We start from the raw sequence: 18,511 nt of genomic DNA, 5'->3' as shown, positions 1-18,511 counted from the left end.
CATAATCATAACATACGGCTATGGGCGTTGCAATCTGTGTTTTTGGCTTCATCTCCAACAATTTTTATAGTACAATAGGTTATGGTCCATAATACCAACATAGAGGGGTGGATTCCGTTGACCATGCAGATAGCTACCGAGAACGGTAAGATTGATATTGCGGATCAGGTGCTCGCTGTCGTTGCGGGTTCCGCTGCAATGGATTGTTTTGGACTGGTCGGCATGGCCTCCCGCAAGCAACTGAAGGACGGGATCGCCGAGCTGCTCGGAAGAGAGAACCTGTCGCGAGGCGTCGAAGTACGGCGCACCGGGGAACAGATTCATCTCGATCTATTCGTTATCGTAAGCTATGGGACGAAGATCTCCGAGGTAGCGCATAACATTCAGACGAAAGTTAAATACGTACTTGATGAGATTGTCGGGCTTCGTGTCGATTCCGTTAACGTCTATGTTCAAGGCGTACGAGTGTCTCAATAGGCAACGACCGGATGCAGCAAGACAGCAGAAGAAGAACCGATCGTACCTTCGGGAGGAGAATAGGCATTTGAGCAAACGCAGTTTGAACGGAGCGGAATGGGCTGCCATGGTATTGGCCGGAGCCGACAGGCTCGCCGCCCATGCGGAGAAAGTGAACGAATTGAACGTATTCCCCGTTCCGGACGGAGACACGGGGACGAATATGAATATGACGATGACGGCCGGGGCGAACGAGCTTCGCAGCAAGCCTTCCGTCGAGGTCGGCAGAGCGGCCGAAGTGCTGGCCAAGGGACTGCTGATGGGCGCCCGGGGCAATTCCGGCGTTATTCTATCCCAGCTGTTCCGCGGCTTCTCTCGCGCTGTCGCCGGGCAGCAGGAGATCGGGGTTCCCGCTTTCGCCAATGCCCTGCAACAGGGAGTTGATACCGCTTACAAATCGGTCGTGAAGCCGGTTGAAGGGACGATTCTGACGGTTGCGCGCGAAGCAGCCAAGCACGGTCTTGCCTACTCTCGCCGTACGGCGGATCTCACGGAATGGATGAGAGAGGTCGTCCTGAAGGCTTCGGAGACGCTCGCGCGCACTCCGGATATGCTGCCGGTCCTGAAGCAGGTCGGCGTCGTGGATTCAGGGGGCCAAGGGCTCGTCTACTTATACGAAGGATTCCTTGAGTCTCTCGAAGGCCGATCGGCATCGGGACTGGATGTCGCGGCCTCCTACGCGCAGCCTTCCTCCCATGAGGATCGCGTCTCGGCGCCTGCCGCCGTCTCTCAGCCTCAACGGGAGCATGCGACAGGATCCGCCCAGTCGAGGCTGAAGACGGAATCCATCCAATTCCCGTACGATATGGAGTTCTTCATCGTCAGGGATGCCGCCGCAAGGAAATCTTCTTTCCCGGAGGACGACTTCCGCAGAACGCTGGAGAAGGACGGGGACTCGATCATCCTGATCGACGACGGGGAGATCGTGAAGGTACACGTCCATTCCCGCCGTCCGGGCGACGTGCTGAATGCGGCTCTGCTCCATGGAGAGCTGTCGGCCATTCATATCTTGAACATGCAAGACCAGCATCGCGAGCTTCTCGAGACGGAGGATCGCAAGAGCGAAGAGGTCGCTAAGCTGCCGAATGCTTACGAGAGCGAGTCCATCGGCTTCGAAGCGGCTTCCGGGCTGCCTCCGGCTGCAGCCTATCCGGCCGAAGAGGCGAACGCCGGCCAAGTGGCGGTTGACGTCGGCGCGCCTCATCCGCTTGCTTTCGAGATGGCGCCGTTCGGAATCGTCGCGGTCAGCATGGGCAAAGGCAACGAACAGCTGCTGCTCAGCCTTGGAGTCGATTCCGTCATCTCCGGCGGGCAGAGCATGAACCCGAGCACGGAGGATCTCGTCCAAGCGATCAACTCCTTGGCCGTGGAGCATGTCTTTATCCTTCCGAACAACTCGAACGTGCAGCTCGCGGCCAAGCAAGCGGCCGAGCTGGCCGAGAAGCCGGTGACGGTCATTCCGACGACTAGCGTTCCTCAGGGGATGGCGGCTCTGCTTGCTTTCCGCGAGGAGGACTCGCTGGAATCGAATGCGGATCGCATGCTGAAGGCGATCGAGAGGGTGGCTACCGGTCAAGTGACGAAGGCCGTTCGCGATACGAGAATGGACGGAGTCGACATTCAGGAGGGCCAATTCATCGGCATTCTGAACAAGACGATCGTTACCTCCGACGCCAGCTTGATCGCGGCCGGCTGCCAGCTTCTCGGCCGAATGCTGACGTCCGGAGACGAAGTGGTGACCATCCTTGCCGGCGAAGGCTCGGATCCCGAGTACACGGGGGCCTTGCTCGCTTGGCTGGATCAGCATTACCCGGATGCCGAAGTCGAGGTGCACGAGGGCGGACAGCCGCTGTATCCTTATTGGTTTATGGCGGAGAGCGTTTAAGGGCTCTTGCAATCATTAGCGGAATAATACGTTATTATACGGAGGAATGGATCCATGACATCGGTTGCTATCGTGACAGACAGCACCGCGGATATACCCGCTGAGGTTCGGGAACGACTGGGGATCGGAATGGTTCCGCTTCGCGTTCATTTCGGAGAAGAGGGTTATCTGGATAACATCGATCTTCAACCCGCCGAATTCTATCAGAAGCTGACGACCTATCAAGGCTTGCCTAAGTCTTCGCAGCCTTCGCCAGCGGATTTTCTGGAAGCTTTCGAGAAACGGATTGCCGAAGGCAAAGAAGTCATCTCGATTAACCTGTCTTCCGCGTTAAGCGGAACCTATCAGTCGGCATTGCTAGCCAAGTCCATGCTGGATGACGAATCTAAGGTTACGGTAGTAGATTCGAAGTCGGCTTCCTACGGATATGGGATGCTGGTCGTAAGGGCGGCGGAGATGGCTAGGGACGGCGCTTCCAAGGAAGAGATTCTGGCCGCCATCGAAAGCCTAAAGAAGAGCACGAAGCTTTATTTTCTCGTGGATACCTTGGAATATCTTCATAAGGGAGGCCGGATCGGACGAGCTTCCGCGCTGTTCGGCTCCCTCCTGAACATCAAGCCGATTCTGACGATCGACGAGGAAGGCTATGTGAACGCGCTCGACAAGGCAAGAGGGCAGAAGCGGGCGTTCGCCCGGATCATCGAGCTGCTGGAGGCGGATTTCGCTGGCAAGCCCGTCGATCTGAGCGTGGTCATCACGCCTGGTAAAACCGAGCTGGCGCAAGAGCTAGTTCCCATGCTCAAAGAGAAATTCGATGTCCGTCACTATATGGAATCGGAGATCGGTCCCGTTATCGGCACGCATGCCGGGCCGGGCACGGTCGGTTTATTTATCAGCCCTGCAGCGGCCGTATGAGTCGGAGCGCAGGAAGTATACCGATGCCTTCCGCATTCGGCCCGGCCGATGCCGGATCGAATGCGGAAAGCGTCGCTTGAATGAGGTTGGTTGCAATGAGCATGGACTTATTCGCGATACCCATCGAGAAGCTTCGAGGCGTGAGCACCCAGAAATCCGGGGAGCTTCACGCCTTGGGTGTTTTATCGATCGGCGATCTGCTCGAGTATTATCCGTTCCGGTATGAGGACTATCGGTTAAGAGAGTTTGGCGAAGTGAAGGACGGAGAGAAGATTACCGTGCAAGGAACGGTGGCCGCCCCTCCGTCTCTTCAGAGATACGGACGAACGGCGCGGCTGTTGTGCCGGATAACCGTCGAAGGCCTGCTGATCACGGCGGTCTGGTTCAACCGGGCTTTCTTGAAGGATCAGCTGACGGTCGGCCGGGACATCATCGTGACGGGCAAGTGGGATCAGCGCAGACGCCAGATCACGGTCGCCGATTCCGAATTCCCCGACCGCGGAGCCGCGAAATCCGGCACGCTGCAGCCGGTGTATTCCGTCGGAGGTAACATTACTCAGAACTGGCTGCGCAAGAAGATCGACGAGGCGTTGACGCAATACGGAGCGATGATTCCCGAGATCCTGCCGGCAGCCATCGTCCATAAGCATGAGCTGATTCCGCGAAGGGAGGCGATCCTACGCATCCATCATCCGGAGAATACGCATGAGGGACAGGAAGCCCGCCGCCGCATGGTCTACGAGGAGCTGTTCCTGTTCGAGCTGAAGCTGCAGGCGTACCGGGCAGCCAACCGCAAGCAGCCGGACGGAATCGCGCATCCGATCAGCGGCGAGGAGATTCGCAAGTTCGCTATGGCTCTGCCTTTCGAGCTGACCGACGATCAGAAGCAAGTCATTAATGAGATCACGTATGACATGAAGCGGCCCTACGCCATGAATCGGCTGCTTCAAGGCGACGTCGGCTCCGGCAAAACGATCGTCTCGGCAATTGCGCTGTATTCTTCCATTCGCGCGGGCTATCAAGGCGCCTTGATGGTGCCGACCGAGATTCTGGCGGAGCAGCATTATCGTTCCTTGTCCAAGCTGTTCGAGCCTTACGGCATTCAAGTCGCCTTATTGACGGGAAGCCTCACGGACCGCAAACGCAGGGACATTCTCGCCAGCCTCCAGATGGGACTTATCGATATCGTGATCGGCACGCATGCGCTGATTCAGGACGACGTTATTTTCCGCAACCTTGGGCTTGTCGTCACCGATGAACAGCACCGCTTCGGGGTCAACCAGAGAAGCGTTCTGCGTCGCAAGGGCTTGAATCCCGACGTACTCTCCATGACGGCGACTCCGATTCCGCGCACGCTCGCGATCACCGTATTCGGAGACATGGACGTCTCCACGATCAAGGAGCGTCCGAAGGGGCGCAAGCCGATCAAGACGTACTGGGTAAAGCAAGAGAAAATGGACCAGGTGCTAGGCTTCATACGCCGCGAAGCGGAGCTCGGCCATCAGGCGTTCTTTATCTGTCCATTGATCGAAGAATCGGAGAAGCTGGACGTCCAGAACGCCATCGATCTTCACGTTCAGCTGGGGCTCGCCCTGCCCGACCTGAAGATCGGACTGCTTCACGGACGAATGTCCGCCGCCGAGAAGGAGCAAGCCATGGCCGAGTTCGCCGCCGGGCAGACGACGGTGCTCGTCTCGACGACGGTCGTCGAGGTCGGGGTGGACGTTCCGAACGCCACGCTGATGATCGTGATGGACGCGGACCGCTTCGGACTGTCGCAGCTTCATCAGCTTAGAGGACGGGTCGGCAGAAGCGAATTCCAGTCCTATTGCGTTCTCATCGCCAATCCGAAGTCGGAGAACGGACAGGAGCGCATGAAGGCGATGACGGACACGGACGACGGGTTCGAGATCGCGAGGCGCGACCTGGAATTGCGGGGACCGGGCGAGTTCTTCGGCACGAAGCAGAGCGGCGTTCCGGAGTTCCGCCTGGCGAACCTGATCGAAGACTTCGCGGTGCTGGAGCAGGCAAGGGACGACGCGGCAGAGCTGACGGCGCTGCCGGAGTTCTGGACATCGCCCGCTTATGACGCGCTGCGGGAATTTCTGCGCAGGGAAGCTTCCTTGCAGGCGGAACCGCTGGATTAAAACGGTCGGATGGAAGACGAAACGCGGCATGACGGAGACGACTCATCATCGGATTTTTGCTGGAGCAGCATGGTTGGGCATCGACTCGCCGGATGATCGGGCTAATGCCCAGGGTCTCACGCATCCAGAATCGGCATAGGATAGTCAAGACATCGCCGAGAGGAAGTGAGTAGCCGATGAGTTGGCAGAAATTCGGCATTCGGCCGGATTTGGTGGAGCGCGTGAAGTTCAAGATGAAGAATCCGACGACCAAAGAGCGGATCCGGCAGTTGATGGATGGAGCGAATAAGTACGATCTTCAGGACCGTCTGAAGGTTCGCAATTATGTGAAGTCCGCCTCCAAGATCCTGAACGAGCCGCTGACCGACATCCAGGAAGAACAAATCGTCGCTTTCGTGCTTGCGCAGAAAATAGACCCGAAGAACACGCTGCATCTCATCAAGCTGTGGGCCATGTTTCGATAGGAGGCTCTGCGATTCGAGGCGGAGTTAGTCTCATTGGAGACTCATTCGGGCGCGCGCGGAGGCTGCGAGTGGGAGTTAGTCTCATTGGAGACTAATTTGGGTGCGAGTGGGGGCTGCGAGGAGGAGTTAGTCTTAGTTGAGACTAATTCGGGCGCACGAGGAGACTGAGAAGCGGAGTTAGTCTCAGTTGAGACTAATTCGGTCGAGTTTGGGCGCATGCGGCGGCTAAGATGGCTGAGATAGTGTCGTACGGCAACATCTCGGCCGCTTACCGTACTGCTTAAAGCGGGTAGCGTGGAAGTGCCAGGTAAACAAGAAGAGATCGCGTCCGAAGACGACGCGATCTCTTTTTCATTCTATCTCCGCTCTCAAGGTTGTCTGCCGAACGCTATCTCGCCACGCGTTCGATGAGGCTCGGAGCGTCGTTCTGGACGTTGCCGACGGCGGAGCCGACCTCGTAGGCGTCCATCTCTTCCTCGGGATAAGGGACGAGCAGCTGCCTGAGCGCGGCGGGTTCCCGCACCTGGCGGTCCAGCCACAAGGCTTCGTCCTCCGGCTTCAGGATGACCGGCATCCGATCGTGGATCTCGGCCATCAGACGGTTCGGCGCCGTGGTGAGAATCGTGCACGTATGGAGCTTCTCTCCCGAAGGGGAAGTCCAAGTCTCGTACAGGCCGGCCAAGCTGAAAAGACCGCCTCTCTTCAACGTGATCCGCATCGGCTTCTTGCCGCCGGCCGAACGCTGCCATTCATAGAAGCCGTCGGCGGGCAGGATGCAGCGCTTGCTGCGGTAAGCGTTCCGATACGCGGGGCGCTCTTCGATCGTCTCCGCGCGGGCGTTGATCATCTTGTTCGCGACCTTCGGATCCTCCGCCCAAGGAGGAACCAGTCCCCACTTGAGCAGGCCGATCCGGTTGCCGCTGCCTCCGCTGATAACCGCGGGGACGAGCTGTCCCGGAGCCACGTTGTAACGGGGCTGATACGGGCTGATGACGTTCTCCGCGAAATACCTGGCGAGCATCTCCTCGAGCGTCACCGTGATCGTGTATCTGCCGCACATGGGGGGTCTCCTCCTTTTTTTTGCGAATAGAAGAAAAGCCGCTTTGAGTGTCCCTCTCATTATGAATGAAATTCTTTAAGGTGCCAAGCGCGTCCACAAGGGAACGATAGCCACTCTAATGAATTCTTGCCAGCTTCGGCTAGATTATCGCGGCGTAATTTATTTTGCCTATCATGGCAATCAGCCGATTCCAAATATCGGGGTAATTCAGATGGCATTGCGGATCGATGTCGAGCGCGACTTGGCAGGCGGCGTAAGCGTCATCCCATACATACCGATCCTGCTTGTATCGTTCTCCGCCAAGCACGGCCAGCAACTCCGGCTGAAGGTCGAAGAAGCTGAGCTCCGGCCAACGATCACCGCCCAGCCGAAGGGAGAAAGCAAAATCGATAAGAACAAGCTTCCAATTCTCGTTCTTCATCTCGATCATGATGTTCGCCGGGCGAATGTCGCGATGGATGATCTTGGCGCCGTGCAGCGCCTGCAGTACCGCACACAATTGATTTAGCAAAAGAAGCTTCCGGGCGGGCTGCAGCAGCGGGCGATGCTTCAATAAGGCTTCCAAAGACACGGCATCGAGCCATTCCAATGCGACGAAGGACAACGGTCCGCCCGCTTCATAAGCAATAACTCGAGGGACGTTCGGGATGTCGAGTAGACGGAGCGCGTTTGCCTCGCGCCAAGCGGCGTCCCCGCCGGTGCCATCAACTTTGATGAATATTCTTCTGCCGTCCTTCGTTGAATTTCCTTCCAAGTAACTAAAGCCATGGTGCGAATAAGAGGTTAAATAAGGAGTGAGATTGGCGAAAGGATAGGTTCGCTCCAGATGGGCGCTTAATTTCTTGATACTCGTCATAATGCCGTCTGCTTACGTTCGATAAATCGCTGATTGAAATAGACCGACGGATCGCGGGGAACGGTATATCGATATCTCCGATCGTTCAAATAACGGTTCATAAAAAGCTGCAACCGCGCAGGGTCCAGCAAGGTGGAAGCATCGAAATCCGCCAGCTTCAGGCGTTTCGCCATCTCGCACAAGCGGGCGAAATAATCGGGCGCTACGGATCGTTTGTGAATGACGGCATGGTACAGCAAGCTATAGAAGCAATCTTCCGGATTCGGCGTATAGAAGCCTTTCGGCGAGAAGGTTCTGTTCCTTAAGAGGCTTCGTTCCCATTCCTCATCCATATAACCGTCTCCGACATAGCGGAAATCGAAATAAACCAATTGCCCGCCTATCAGAATTCGATAGTGAACCCGTTCAGGCTCTCGAAACACGAGATCCCCGTTCAAGAGGTACGCGATATCGATTGGGTTCCGCACCAGCAAGTCGATGTCGCCGTGCTGCTCCGAGATAAAGCGATCCGGCAGCTGCTCGAAGTTGCGCAAGATGACGTAGTCCGAAGTCGAGTTGAGCACGGCGAGGACCTGCTTTAAGTCTCGCCAGCCAAGCGTTCCGGCAAGATCCTGCTTTAGTACCGGGCATTGCCCATCCCATGCTCCCGGAAATGCCTTCAGAAAGATATTCGGATCCCATCCGATCAACAAGTTCAAATCATGCGCGCTTTCCTGGGGGGTATTCGTCGCGTGGATCAGGTGGCCGCCTCCGGTCCAATGGCGATAAAGAGCCTTGGCATCGAAGACGTTCGTGTTGACAATGGCGGGTCCTCTGGAAGTCTGGCGCAGTCCGTATACCGGCTGCTCATCCGCCACGATGATGCAGAAGAACGGACCGTTGCCGCAGTGAAGCTCCTTCTCGGATCCCGGGGGAAGCTGCTGCCCGTAGAAACGAGAGAGGTTATGAGGGAAGTAGGATGGGGTCCAATGGATCTGAAAAGCTTTCTTGACGGTAAACTTGGTTAGAATATCGTTCATGATCGGCTGAACGAAGGGGGCGGCTCTCTCCCATACGATAAACAAGTGCAGCTCGGGTGTCACGCCTGCGTCTCAGCTCCTTATTCTTCTAATAAAATAATATATGTCGATGGATAAGCGTCATCCTATGCTATGAACCAAACGTAACTCTGGCATACTCCCAGATAAATACGCCATTGCCTTAAAGGATTGTCCAAACGGGAGGACGAGAGATGACATATCATGTTCTATCTTCACAATAAAGGAGGTGAACATGGTGGGAACATTTCTTGATCTTAGAAGCTCGATGAACTCGAGCAGAACGGGGTTCCCCAATGTTCCGCTGACGACGACCCCGGCTCTGTTCGGCGTTATTGGCTTGCAAACCGGCAACGTTGTGAACAAGGTCATTACGCTGAACGGTACGGTAGGCATTAGCGATCCGGTCGTTGGCAACACGTTCACCATTCAAGTTCTTCGCGGCACGACGACTTACAATGCGGCTAACGTCATTTATACGGCTACCCTTGGCGTTCGTGTGTCCTTGTTCGGGGATCTCTATTCCTTCTCGGCGCAAGACCTGCTCGCTCCGGCCGCGGCAGAAACGATCTACTCGGCCTTCATCTTCGGCGGCCCTCTCATCGTCCTGAGCGGCGTACGTTCGGGACCCGAAGTGTTCTGGGGAATCGCGTCTCATAGCGCACCGGGCTGATCGCTCGATTCCCAATCAATACTCAGAGTTAGAATCACAACGCTTAAGCATAAGCGCGAAGAAGCCGCGCGGGTACCTAACGGTATCCGGCGGCTTTTGTCGTTTGAATATGGCTCAGGCGTTCACACCTGTCCAAGCGGAGCCGATATTCGCCGCATAGACTGGGACAGAGTACACAGCCATTGGGCCGAAGGAGGAACGGCGTGGTTACTGTCAGCCTATGCATGATCGTCAAGAATGAAGAAGAGGTGCTGGACAGGTGTCTCGGATCGGTCGCCGACCTGGTCGACGAGATCGTTATCGTCGATACGGGGTCAACGGATCGAACGAAGGAGATTGCCGCCCGTTACGGCGCCCGCGTCCACGATTTCGAATGGATATTCGATTTCGCGGCCGCCCGCAATTATTCTTTCTCGCTCGCGACCGAAGAGTACATTCTGTGGCTGGACGCGGACGACCGGTTCCTGGAGCGGGATCGCAAGCTGTTCGCGGAGCTGAAAGCTACGCTGGATCCAGAGGTTGACTCGGTCGCGATGGAATATCACTTGGCATTCGACGCGGAAGGCAAGCCCGCGGCGATGGCCAAGCGCAACCGGCTCGTCCGAAGAGCTTGCGGCTTCAAGTGGCACAATCCCATTCACGAGTACCTGGAGGTGGACGGCAACGTCTACTTGACCGATATCGCCGTCACCCACGATCGCCGCGGAAGCCATTCGGCCCGCAACCTGGATATCTTCAAGCGCATCATCGAGCGGGAGGGCGGGCTCTCGGGACGCAACGTGCTCTATTACGCGAACGAGCTGGCCGATTCGCAGCAATTCAAGGAAGCGGCGGAGACTTACGAGCTCTTCTTGACGCAGCCGGACCAGTATTACGAGGATTACGTGCTCGCTTGCTCGAAGCTGGCGGAGTGCTGGCACTTCCTCGGAGACAAGGAGCGCAAGCTGCAATCCCTCGTCCGGATCATGGCCTACGATCTGCCGAGAGCCGATCATTGCTGCGCGATCGGCTATTGTTATCAGGATAAGGGCGACATCAAGAAGGCGATTTTCTGGTATGAGCTCGCGCTTCAATTAGAGCTGCCGGTTCACCACTTCGGCGTCGTCAATCTGATCGCTTGGACTTGGCTTCCCCATCTCCAGCTATGCATCTGCTACGGACTGCTGGGCGAGCTCGAGAAGGCATACGAGCATAACGAGAAGGCGCTCCATCACATGCCGAACGATCCGAACCTGCTCTCCAACCGCGCCAAGCTGAAGGAAGCGCTTGAGCAAGGGGGGTATTCGGTATGAGAACTAGCATCGTTATCGTCACGTTCAACCAGATCGAAGAGACTCGCCGGTGCCTCGCCAGCATCCGCAAGCATACGCAGGAAGGCAGCTATGAGCTGATCTTCGTCGATAACGGTTCCACCGACGGAACGGCGGACTGGCTCAGGGAGCAGCCGGACGTGAAGCTGATTGAGAATGAGAAGAATGAAGGCTTCGCCAAGGGAGTCAACAAAGGCGCCAGGGCTGCGACAGGAGACCGGCTGCTGCTGCTCAACAACGACACCGCCGTAACTCCCCGTTGGCTGGAGCAGCTGACGATCGCGCTGGAGAGCGCGGACGATATCGCGGCGGTCGGGCCGGTAGCGAATCTTGCGGGATACGGACAGTCTATTCCGACCAAATACAAAACTCCCGAAGAGCTGGAGAGGTTCGCCGAAGCCTATAACGTCTCGACGCCGAGCGCATGGAAGATGAGGCTCAAGCTGATCGGCTTCTGCCTGCTGATCAAGAGGAAGGTCTGGGAGGAGGTCGGGGAGCTCGACGAGAGCTTCGGCATCGGCAACTTCGAGGACGACGATTGGAGCTGGCGGGCGCGCCGGGCGGGCTATCGTCTGCTTCTCTGCTCGGACACCTTCATTCATCACGAGGGCAGCGCTTCTTTTCGCCATGACGAGGAGCTTCTGCGCAGGCTGCTGAGGGAGAATTCCGTCCGGTTCGAGAAGAAGTGGGGCTTCCATCCGGCGTTCGCCATGAACATTCGGACGGACGCGCTGGATGCCCTGGAACCCTATCTCAAGGGGAAAAAGGGGCTGAAGGTGCTGGAGATCGGCTGCGGCTGCGGAGGAACGCTTCTGGAGCTAAAGAACCGTTATCCGGATGCCCGGCTGTTCGGCTTCGAGGCTCATGCGCCCGCGGCGGAAGCGGCCTCGCTGCTGGCGGAGAAGGTATGGTCGATCCCCGATCCGTCGGAATGGGAGAGCGAGGACGGGGAGTACGGCTATGATGTCGTTCTGCTTCATGACATTTTCCCCACCGTCGTATCGCCGGAAGCCCTCGGCACCGCGGCAGGACTCTTGAAGGAGGGAGGCGCGCTTCTCGCGACCGTGCCGAACCGGCTGCACTTCAATCACGTCAAAGCGTATCTGGCTCCGCAGAATCGGCTGATTCCTTACACCATGCTGTCCGAAGCCGAGACGAGAAGGCGGTTCGAGGAAGCGGGCTACGAGGGAGTCGCCATCGCCAAAACGGCGGACGTCATCGATCCGGATGCGGTAGAAGCGCTTCTTAAGCTGATGGGCCGGGGGAGGAGAGACGACTTCTCGGTGCTCTACTACTTGGTTCGCGCGGTTCGCGGAGCGGCGACGAAGACGATCCCGCTCGTTCGGGAAGCCCCGGCGGCGAAGCCTTCCGGGAAGGAGACGGCGTTGCTTCAAGCGCAGGAATCGAAAGCACAAGCACCGCAAGCACAAGCACCGCAAGCACAAGCACTGCAAGCACAAGCACTGCAAGCACAAGCATCGAAAGCACACGTACCGCAAGTTCCGGGACCTGCCGCGTCTACACCGGCCCCTGCCCCTTCTCGGGAACCTGCGGCTTCCCCCTCTTCAGCCAGCTCGGTTCCTCCCGCCGCGATCTCCGGGAATCTTCCGGCCTCCCAGCACGACGTCGTCTTCACGGGGGAGCGTCTCATTCTGAATGACGCCGTGCTCGGCAGCCATCCCGATGTTTACGCGGAGCATCTGTTCCGATACAAGCTGGCTCAGAACTACTGCCAAGGCATGCTCGTGCTGGACGCCGCCTGCGGAGCGGGCTACGGAACGAGGATGCTGAAGGATGCGGGCGCGCTGGAGGTTGCCGGGATCGACATCGATCCCGTTTCGATCCAACTGGCCAATCGGGATTATTCGGGCACTGGGGTTGTTTTCCAGGAAGGCAACGTTCTGGCTCTGCCTTTCCGTAACGGCGTATTCGATCTCGTCGTCTCGTTCGAGACGATCGAGCATGTTCCCGACGGCTCCGAATGGCTGAAGGAAGCCGCCCGGGTGCTGAAGCCCGGAGGAAGGCTGATTATCTCGACTCCCAACCGCGAGGTGACGAACCCGAATCGCCAGTTCGGGCAGTCGATGAGCAATCCTTACCATTGCTTCGAGTACTCCCTGGGAGAGTTCGTCGGCGAGCTGTCGGCGCTCTACGATATCGAGCGCATCTATGGACAGACGTTCGTCGGGCAGAACCGCTACGTCGCTCCGGATTGGCCGGACATCGCTGAAGCTCTCGGCGCAAGCCCGTCCGATCTCCCGGGCTATCCCCCCGAGCAAGCCAAGTACTTCGCCCCGGCCTCGCTCGGGCGTATCAAGAACGCAAGGCCGACCTATGCGGTAGCGGTCTGCCGCAAGAAGGGCTGAAGCGGTGCGGGAGGGAACCCGCCAAGCCGCAGCCGGCAGAGCGGAAGCGGGAGAGGGAGGCTTGCCGGATCGGGCCTTCTGGAAGGGCAAGAGGGTACTCGTCACGGGGCATACCGGGTTCAAAGGCTCCTGGCTCAGCCTGTGGCTGAGCAGCATGGGGGCGGAGCTGTTCGGCTACAGCGCGGGGAAGCTGCCGGCTCCTTCCCTCTATGAGCTGGCAGGGATCGACCGTTTGGTTCCGTCGGCGACGGGAGACATCCGGAACGGGACGAGGCTGTCCGCCGCGATGGCGGCGTTCTCTCCCGATATCGTGCTTCATCTGGCGGCTCAGCCGCTCGTGCTCGCCGGCTACCGCAGCCCGGCGGAGACGTTCGAGGTGAACGCGATCGGAACGGCCCGCCTGCTGGACGCCGTGCTGCGAACCGATTCCGTCCGCGCCGTCGTCGTCGTCACCTCGGACAAATGCTACGACAATCCGGAAGCGCCGAGAGGCCTGACCGAAGAAGACCCGCTCGGCGGCGCCGACCCGTACTCCGCCAGCAAGGCGTGCGCGGAGCTGGTGACGGCGGCGTACCGCCGCTCGTTCTTCGGGCCGGGCCGCGGGCATCCGGCCTCCGTCGCCACGGCGCGCGCGGGCAACGTCATCGGCGGCGGGGACTTCGCCGAAGGCAGGCTCGCGCCGGATGCGGTTCGCGCCTGGCGGGCGGGGCGCGAACCGCAGCTGCGGCTGCCCGGGGCGATTCGCCCGTGGCAGCACGTGCTGGAGCCGCTGGCCGGCTACCTCCGGCTGGCGGAAGCGCTCTGGGCCGGCGGCGACGCGTTCGCCGGGCCCTGGAACTTCGGCCCGTCGGCGGCGGATTGCCGGACGGCGGGCTGGCTTGCCGCCGCGCTGACGGCGGCGCTGCGGGGCGAGGCGGCTGCAGCGGCTGAGGCGGAGGCTCTCGCGGAGCCTGCGCCGGCACCATCCTCCGCTCAATCGCCATTGCAACCGTCATCCGCTCAATCGCCATCGTCATCCGGGCAACCGCCAGCGTCATCAACGCAACCGTCAACGTTATCATCGCAACCGCCAACGCCGCAACCGACATCCTCGCCGCATCCGTTGCCGCCTTCCTCCGCGCAACCGTCATCGCCGCATTCCCCATCGCCGCAACCGCCAACGCCATCCTCGCCGCAGGCCCCTCCTCGACGGACCGCGCCTGCGGAAGGCGGAGAAAGAGCCCTAGAGGCGCTCTCGCTGCGCCTCGACAGCTCCAAAGCGGAAGCGAGATTAGACTGGCGCCCCCGCTGGACGGCCCTCGAAGCCGTGCGCAAGACGGCCGACTGGTACCGGGCGTGGGCGAACGAGGAGGAGCTGCTGAGCTTCTCGCTGGGGCAGCTCGCCAAATACGCTTCGGCGCCTGCCGAGACACCTGGAAGGAGCGTGTAAGCCATGCGCAAGGAGCCCTCTTCGTGGGCAGCGATCGCCCGCCATCAATCCGGCCGGGACCGGAAGGTCCGCCGGATGGCCGAAGCGGCCTTCCGTTCCTCCGAGACGTCTCTGGTCAACAAGCTGGAGGCGTTCCCGCGTTTCGCCACGAAGCGAAGCATCGCAAGGTTTCTGGCGCGGTACGAGATCTACCGCGAGCTTCAAGCGGTGAACGGCAGCATCATCGAATGCGGCGTCTTCAACGGGGCGGGGCTGTTCGCTTGGGCCCAGTTCGCCAATATTTTCGAGCCGTCCAACCATTCCCGCAAGATCATCGGCTTCGACACGTTCGCAGGCTTCCCTTCCTTGTCCGAGGAGGACGACGAGCCGGAGAAGGAATTCTCCCCCGGAGACATGCGGGGGGACACGCTCGATTCGCTGAGGGAATCCGCCCGCAAGTACGACGCCGAGCGGGACCTGGCCCATATTCCGAACCTGGAGCTGGTTCCGGGCGACTTCCTGAGAACGGGAGAGGCGTACCTGCGCAAGCATCCGCACCTGCTCGTCGCGATGCTCTACCTCGACTTCGATCTCTACGAGCCGACGAAGAAGGCGCTGGAGCTGTTCCTGCCCCGGATGCCGAAGGGAGCCGTCGTCTGCTTCGACGAGCTGAACTGCGAAGCGTTCCCGGGCGAGACGCAGGCGATGCTGGAGATGCTTCCGATCCGCGAGACCGAGCTTCGCCGGTTCCCCTTCGATCCTTGGATTTCTTATGCTCGGCTGTAAGGAGGTGCAGCAGCATGAACCAATCGGCAGGCAGCCGTCCGGAGGACCTTCCTTTCTTCTCGTTCGGCCGCTATAACCAGATCGAGCAGCCGGGGCAGGTCATGGGCGCGGAGGAGATCTCGATCGGCAGCGGCGTCGTGCTCCGGTACGGCTATTGGCTGAACGTCTGCACGCCGGTAACGGGCGAGCGGCCGAAGATCGTCATCGGAGACGGCGTCCATACCCACTTCGGCCTGCGGCTCTCGGCCGCCAACTCGATCGTTCTGGAGCCTCATTCGGCCTTCGGCCCGAACGTCTATATCGCCGATACGGATCATCAATACCGCTATGTCGGCTTGCCCGTCATCCATCAGGGCATCACGAGAACCGACGGCAGCGTCGTCGTCGGAGAAGGAACCTGGGTCGGCTCCAACGTCGTGATCGCCGGCTCGATCAAGATCGGCAAGGGCTGCGTCATCGGAGCGAACAGCATCGTCACCCGGGACGTTCCGGATTACTGCGTGGCGATCGGTTCTCCCGCCAAGGTGGTGAAGGCGTTCGATCCGGATGCCGGGGATTGGGTGCGGATTCGGGACGAAGAGCAGCTGCGGGAGCTGCTCCGGGCCAGGCGGGAGCGCCCGCTTCTGACGATCGGGATTCCGACTTACAATCGGGCGTCCGATCTTCAAAAGTGCCTGGAGACGCTGCTCCCGCAGATCGGCGAGAACGGGCTCATCGAGGTTTGCGTCTCCGACAACGCTTCGACGGACGAGACGCCGCGCGTGCTGGCCGGCTTCGTCGAGCAGCATCCCCGGCTGCGCGTGCGCCGCAATGCGGCCAATCTGGGTGCGGAGCGCAATTTTCTCGAACTGATCCCGTTCGCCCGGGGCAAGTTCCTGAAGCTGCACGGGGACGACGATTTTTTCCTGCCGACGACCGTTCAGCCCCTGCTTCACGCGGTGCTCCAGCTGCGGAACCGCTCGGTGCTGTTCCTGGACATTCTGCGGGAAGAGGGAGGGCTGGAGGCGGGCGAGGGAATGGACGATTTCCTGAGAGAGGCCTCCTTCAATGCGGGCTTTATCACCTCCCTTATCCTCGATAGGGAGGCGCTCCTCGGCATGGAAGGGCTGGACCGGCACGTCGGAAGCGGCTTTAACCATGTCCATTGGGTCTATCGGCTGCTCGAGCGCAATCCCCTTTTCGGACTCGTTCGCGGCAACCGGTTCTCCCATGCCTATAACGAACCGGCGGGTTACAACTTCGGCGACTACTTCATTCGCGGGTACCTGCAGGTGCTGGGGAGCTTCGCCGGACGCGGTCTCGGCTCCGAGGCCCTCTCGCGGGAGAAGCTGCTTCTGGTTCAGAACCTGGTGCTGCCCTGGCTTAAGCAGAGCGAGGAGGAAGGCCTGGGGACGGATGTCGCGGGCTTCGAGGACATCTTCGAGGAGCATTACCGCGACGAGCCTTATTTCGAGGAAGCGCGGAAGCACGTCCGCCATGCGCTTGCTAGACTAGAAGACTCCCGCGACCGGGAAGCCCCGCCGGCATCGCCGGATCGCGACGCAAACGGTTGACCGATAGGCGAGAAACAAGTATGATGAACAACGAGACAACCGACATATCGAACATTTACGCGGGAGCTGAGGGAACTTGGCTGAGAGGGAAGCTAATCCGCTTTCGACCGTCAGACCTGATCTGGATAATTCCAGCGGAGGCAGTTGCACCTTTACGAGAGGAATCTCCTATCAGCGATTCTTTCGAGTTGTCCGCGCTTGACGCGGAAGGTGATTAGAGAATCGCGGCCCTTAGCGGGCAGAGCGCGTTCTCCGTATCGTCCTCGCATGCATGGGCGCCCTCCGGATTTCCGGGGGGCGTTTTTTGTCGCTTCCGGCAGGGTTACCAGGCTGATGAAGCGGCAGAATAGGGACGAAGAAGCACGGTTGCATGGGTCTGTTCGGATGGCCGAGCGGTTGCGGGGACGAGAGGCGGCTGGCCGGCGCCGAGGAGTCTCCCGGACGCCGGACAAGTTGGTTGCTCGGATAAAGGGGACAGGAGTGGACGAAGAACATGAAGATCAAGTACATTCACGCGAGAAAAGCAGGCTTGCTGTCGCTGACGGCGCTGTTTATTCTGGCGGGCTGCGGCAATGGCGACAACGGCGGCGACTCGAACGGGGGAGCGGCATCGGCGTCGGCGGAAGGGAAGCAGAAGCTTCAGGAAGTGAAGGTCGTGCTCGACTGGACGCCGAATACGAATCACACGGGGCTGTACGTGGCGGCGGCCCAAGGCTTCTGGGAGAAAAGAGGGCTGAAGGTCGACATCGTCCAGCCGCCGGAGAGCGGAGCGGACGCGATGGTGGCGAGCGGAGCGGCCGACTTCGGCGTAGGAGCCCAGGAAGGGCTGACGCTGGCGCGCGAGCAGAACATGCCTCTTGTCTCTCTCGCGGCGATCATCCAGCATAATACGTCGGGCTTCGCCAGTCCGGAAGAGAAGGGAATCAAGGAGCCGAAGGACTTCGCCGGGCATACGTACGGAGGCTGGGGCTCCCCTGCGGAGGAAGCCGTCATCGGTTCCATGATGAAGACTCAGGGAGCGGACGCCAAGGACGTGAAGTTCGTCAACGCGGGAACGGCCGACTTCTTCACGGCGATCAAGAAGGACATCGACTTCGAATGGATCTTCTACGCGTGGACGGGAATCGAAGCGCAGCAGCGCGGCATCAAGCTGAACATGGTCTACCTGTCGGACTTCGACAAGCGTCTCGACTATTACACGCCGATTCTCGAGACGAGCGAGAAGATGATCTCGGACAAGCCGGATCTCGTTCGCGCCTTCGTCGAGGGGGCTTCCGAGGGCTATGAATACGCGATCGAGCATCCGGCGGAATCCGCGGACATCCTGCTGAAGGCGGTGCCGGACCTGAACGCGGACTTGGTGAAGGCGAGCCAGGAATGGCTGGCGGACAAGTACCAGGACGACGCTCCTCGCTGGGGCGAGCAGAAGCTGGAAGTATGGTCCGGCTACTCCGAGTTCCTGAAGGAGCACGGTCTGCTGACCGCCGACCTCGATTACAACGCGATGTTCACGAATGATTTTCTGCCGCAATAAT

15 protein-coding genes are annotated in these 18,511 nt (G+C 59.4%); 12 read left to right on the top strand and 3 right to left on the bottom strand.

Annotation, left to right across the window (positions count from 1 at the left end; genetic code table 11):
• Positions 1-117 precede the first annotated feature (117 nt).
• The 5 genes from ELR57_RS15515 to ELR57_RS15495 all read left to right on the top strand — a co-directional run bounded on the left by ELR57_RS15515 (position 118) and on the right by ELR57_RS15495 (position 5,927).
• Entirely contained in the window at positions 118-477 is a 360-nt protein-coding gene (locus ELR57_RS15515; protein ID WP_126960002.1) for an Asp23/Gls24 family envelope stress response protein, read from the top strand.
• A gap of 67 nt (positions 478-544) precedes the next feature.
• The gene (locus ELR57_RS15510) at positions 545-2,401 is read left to right on the top strand and encodes a DAK2 domain-containing protein (RefSeq protein ID WP_192896578.1); all 1,857 of its coding nucleotides are present in this window, start codon (positions 545-547) and stop codon (positions 2,399-2,401) included.
• Positions 2,402-2,455: 54 nt separating this feature from the next.
• Positions 2,456-3,316: a DegV family protein gene (locus tag ELR57_RS15505; protein WP_126960001.1), complete on the top strand. Its 861-nt coding sequence runs from the start codon at positions 2,456-2,458 to the stop codon at positions 3,314-3,316.
• Between the two features lie 95 nt (positions 3,317-3,411).
• Positions 3,412-5,463, top strand: coding sequence for an ATP-dependent DNA helicase RecG (gene recG / locus ELR57_RS15500; RefSeq protein ID WP_126960000.1), 2,052 nt, complete (start codon positions 3,412-3,414; stop codon positions 5,461-5,463).
• Between the two features lie 176 nt (positions 5,464-5,639).
• A complete protein-coding gene (locus tag ELR57_RS15495; protein ID WP_126959999.1) occupies positions 5,640-5,927 on the top strand; it encodes a stage VI sporulation protein F in 288 nt (95 codons plus the stop codon).
• A gap of 388 nt (positions 5,928-6,315) precedes the next feature.
• Here the strand turns inward: ELR57_RS15495 and ELR57_RS15490 are convergent, their stop codons facing one another.
• The 3 genes from ELR57_RS15490 to ELR57_RS15480 all read right to left on the bottom strand — a co-directional run bounded on the left by ELR57_RS15490 (position 6,316) and on the right by ELR57_RS15480 (position 8,925).
• The gene (locus ELR57_RS15490) at positions 6,316-6,987 is read right to left on the bottom strand and encodes an SOS response-associated peptidase (RefSeq protein ID WP_126959998.1); all 672 of its coding nucleotides are present in this window, start codon (positions 6,985-6,987) and stop codon (positions 6,316-6,318) included.
• Between the two features lie 139 nt (positions 6,988-7,126).
• Positions 7,127-7,843, bottom strand: coding sequence for a protein kinase domain-containing protein (locus ELR57_RS15485; protein WP_126959997.1), 717 nt, complete (start codon positions 7,841-7,843; stop codon positions 7,127-7,129).
• Complete coding sequence (locus ELR57_RS15480) at positions 7,840-8,925, bottom strand: hypothetical protein (RefSeq protein WP_126959996.1); 1,086 nt, start codon at positions 8,923-8,925, stop codon at positions 7,840-7,842. Before ELR57_RS15480 ends, ELR57_RS15485 begins: the two co-directional genes overlap by 4 nt.
• Before the next feature lie 193 nt (positions 8,926-9,118).
• Between ELR57_RS15480 and ELR57_RS15475 the strand changes: the two genes are divergently transcribed.
• The 7 genes from ELR57_RS15475 (at position 9,119) to ELR57_RS15445 (ending at position 18,510) form a co-directional block, all read left to right on the top strand.
• On the top strand, positions 9,119-9,553 hold the full coding sequence (locus ELR57_RS15475; protein ID WP_126959995.1) for a hypothetical protein: 435 nt from the start codon (positions 9,119-9,121) through the stop codon (positions 9,551-9,553).
• 203 nt (positions 9,554-9,756) lie between these two features.
• Entirely contained in the window at positions 9,757-10,845 is a 1,089-nt protein-coding gene (locus ELR57_RS15470) for a glycosyltransferase family 2 protein (RefSeq protein WP_126959994.1), read from the top strand.
• Entirely contained in the window at positions 10,842-13,229 is a 2,388-nt protein-coding gene (locus ELR57_RS15465) for a methyltransferase domain-containing protein (RefSeq protein ID WP_126959993.1), read from the top strand. The genes ELR57_RS15470 and ELR57_RS15465 overlap by 4 nt, the downstream gene beginning before the upstream one ends.
• A gap of 4 nt (positions 13,230-13,233) precedes the next feature.
• Positions 13,234-14,658: a CDP-glucose 4,6-dehydratase gene (gene rfbG / locus ELR57_RS15460; RefSeq protein WP_238162539.1), complete on the top strand. Its 1,425-nt coding sequence runs from the start codon at positions 13,234-13,236 to the stop codon at positions 14,656-14,658.
• Between the two features lie 3 nt (positions 14,659-14,661).
• Positions 14,662-15,423 carry a TylF/MycF/NovP-related O-methyltransferase gene (locus ELR57_RS15455; RefSeq protein ID WP_126959992.1) on the top strand — a complete coding sequence of 254 codons (762 nt, stop codon included), beginning with the start codon at positions 14,662-14,664 and terminating at the stop codon, positions 15,421-15,423.
• A gap of 14 nt (positions 15,424-15,437) precedes the next feature.
• A complete protein-coding gene (locus tag ELR57_RS15450) occupies positions 15,438-16,976 on the top strand; it encodes a glycosyltransferase (RefSeq protein ID WP_126959991.1) in 1,539 nt (512 codons plus the stop codon).
• A 493-nt stretch (positions 16,977-17,469) separates the two neighbouring features.
• The gene (locus tag ELR57_RS15445; RefSeq protein WP_126959990.1) at positions 17,470-18,510 is read left to right on the top strand and encodes an ABC transporter substrate-binding protein; all 1,041 of its coding nucleotides are present in this window, start codon (positions 17,470-17,472) and stop codon (positions 18,508-18,510) included.
• Position 18,511: the final 1 nt, after the last annotated feature.

The organism is Cohnella sp. AR92, assembly GCF_003990975.1.
Classification (GTDB): Bacteria; Bacillota; Bacilli; order Paenibacillales; family Paenibacillaceae; genus Cohnella.
This window is presented reverse-complemented; position numbering and strand designations above follow the sequence as displayed.

Coding starts and splice junctions, on each gene's coding strand:
- ELR57_RS15495 (WP_126959999.1), top strand. CDS start 5,640: ATGAGTTGGCAGAAATTCGGCATTCGGCCGGATTTGGTGGAGCGCGTG.
- ELR57_RS15455 (WP_126959992.1), top strand. CDS start 14,662: ATGCGCAAGGAGCCCTCTTCGTGGGCAGCGATCGCCCGCCATCAATCC.
- ELR57_RS15465 (WP_126959993.1), top strand. CDS start 10,842: ATGAGAACTAGCATCGTTATCGTCACGTTCAACCAGATCGAAGAGACT.
- ELR57_RS15490 (WP_126959998.1), bottom strand. CDS start 6,987: ATGTGCGGCAGATACACGATCACGGTGACGCTCGAGGAGATGCTCGCC.
- ELR57_RS15485 (WP_126959997.1), bottom strand. CDS start 7,843: ATGACGAGTATCAAGAAATTAAGCGCCCATCTGGAGCGAACCTATCCT.
- ELR57_RS15505 (WP_126960001.1), top strand. CDS start 2,456: ATGACATCGGTTGCTATCGTGACAGACAGCACCGCGGATATACCCGCT.
- ELR57_RS15450 (WP_126959991.1), top strand. CDS start 15,438: ATGAACCAATCGGCAGGCAGCCGTCCGGAGGACCTTCCTTTCTTCTCG.
- recG (WP_126960000.1), top strand. CDS start 3,412: ATGAGCATGGACTTATTCGCGATACCCATCGAGAAGCTTCGAGGCGTG.
- ELR57_RS15445 (WP_126959990.1), top strand. CDS start 17,470: ATGAAGATCAAGTACATTCACGCGAGAAAAGCAGGCTTGCTGTCGCTG.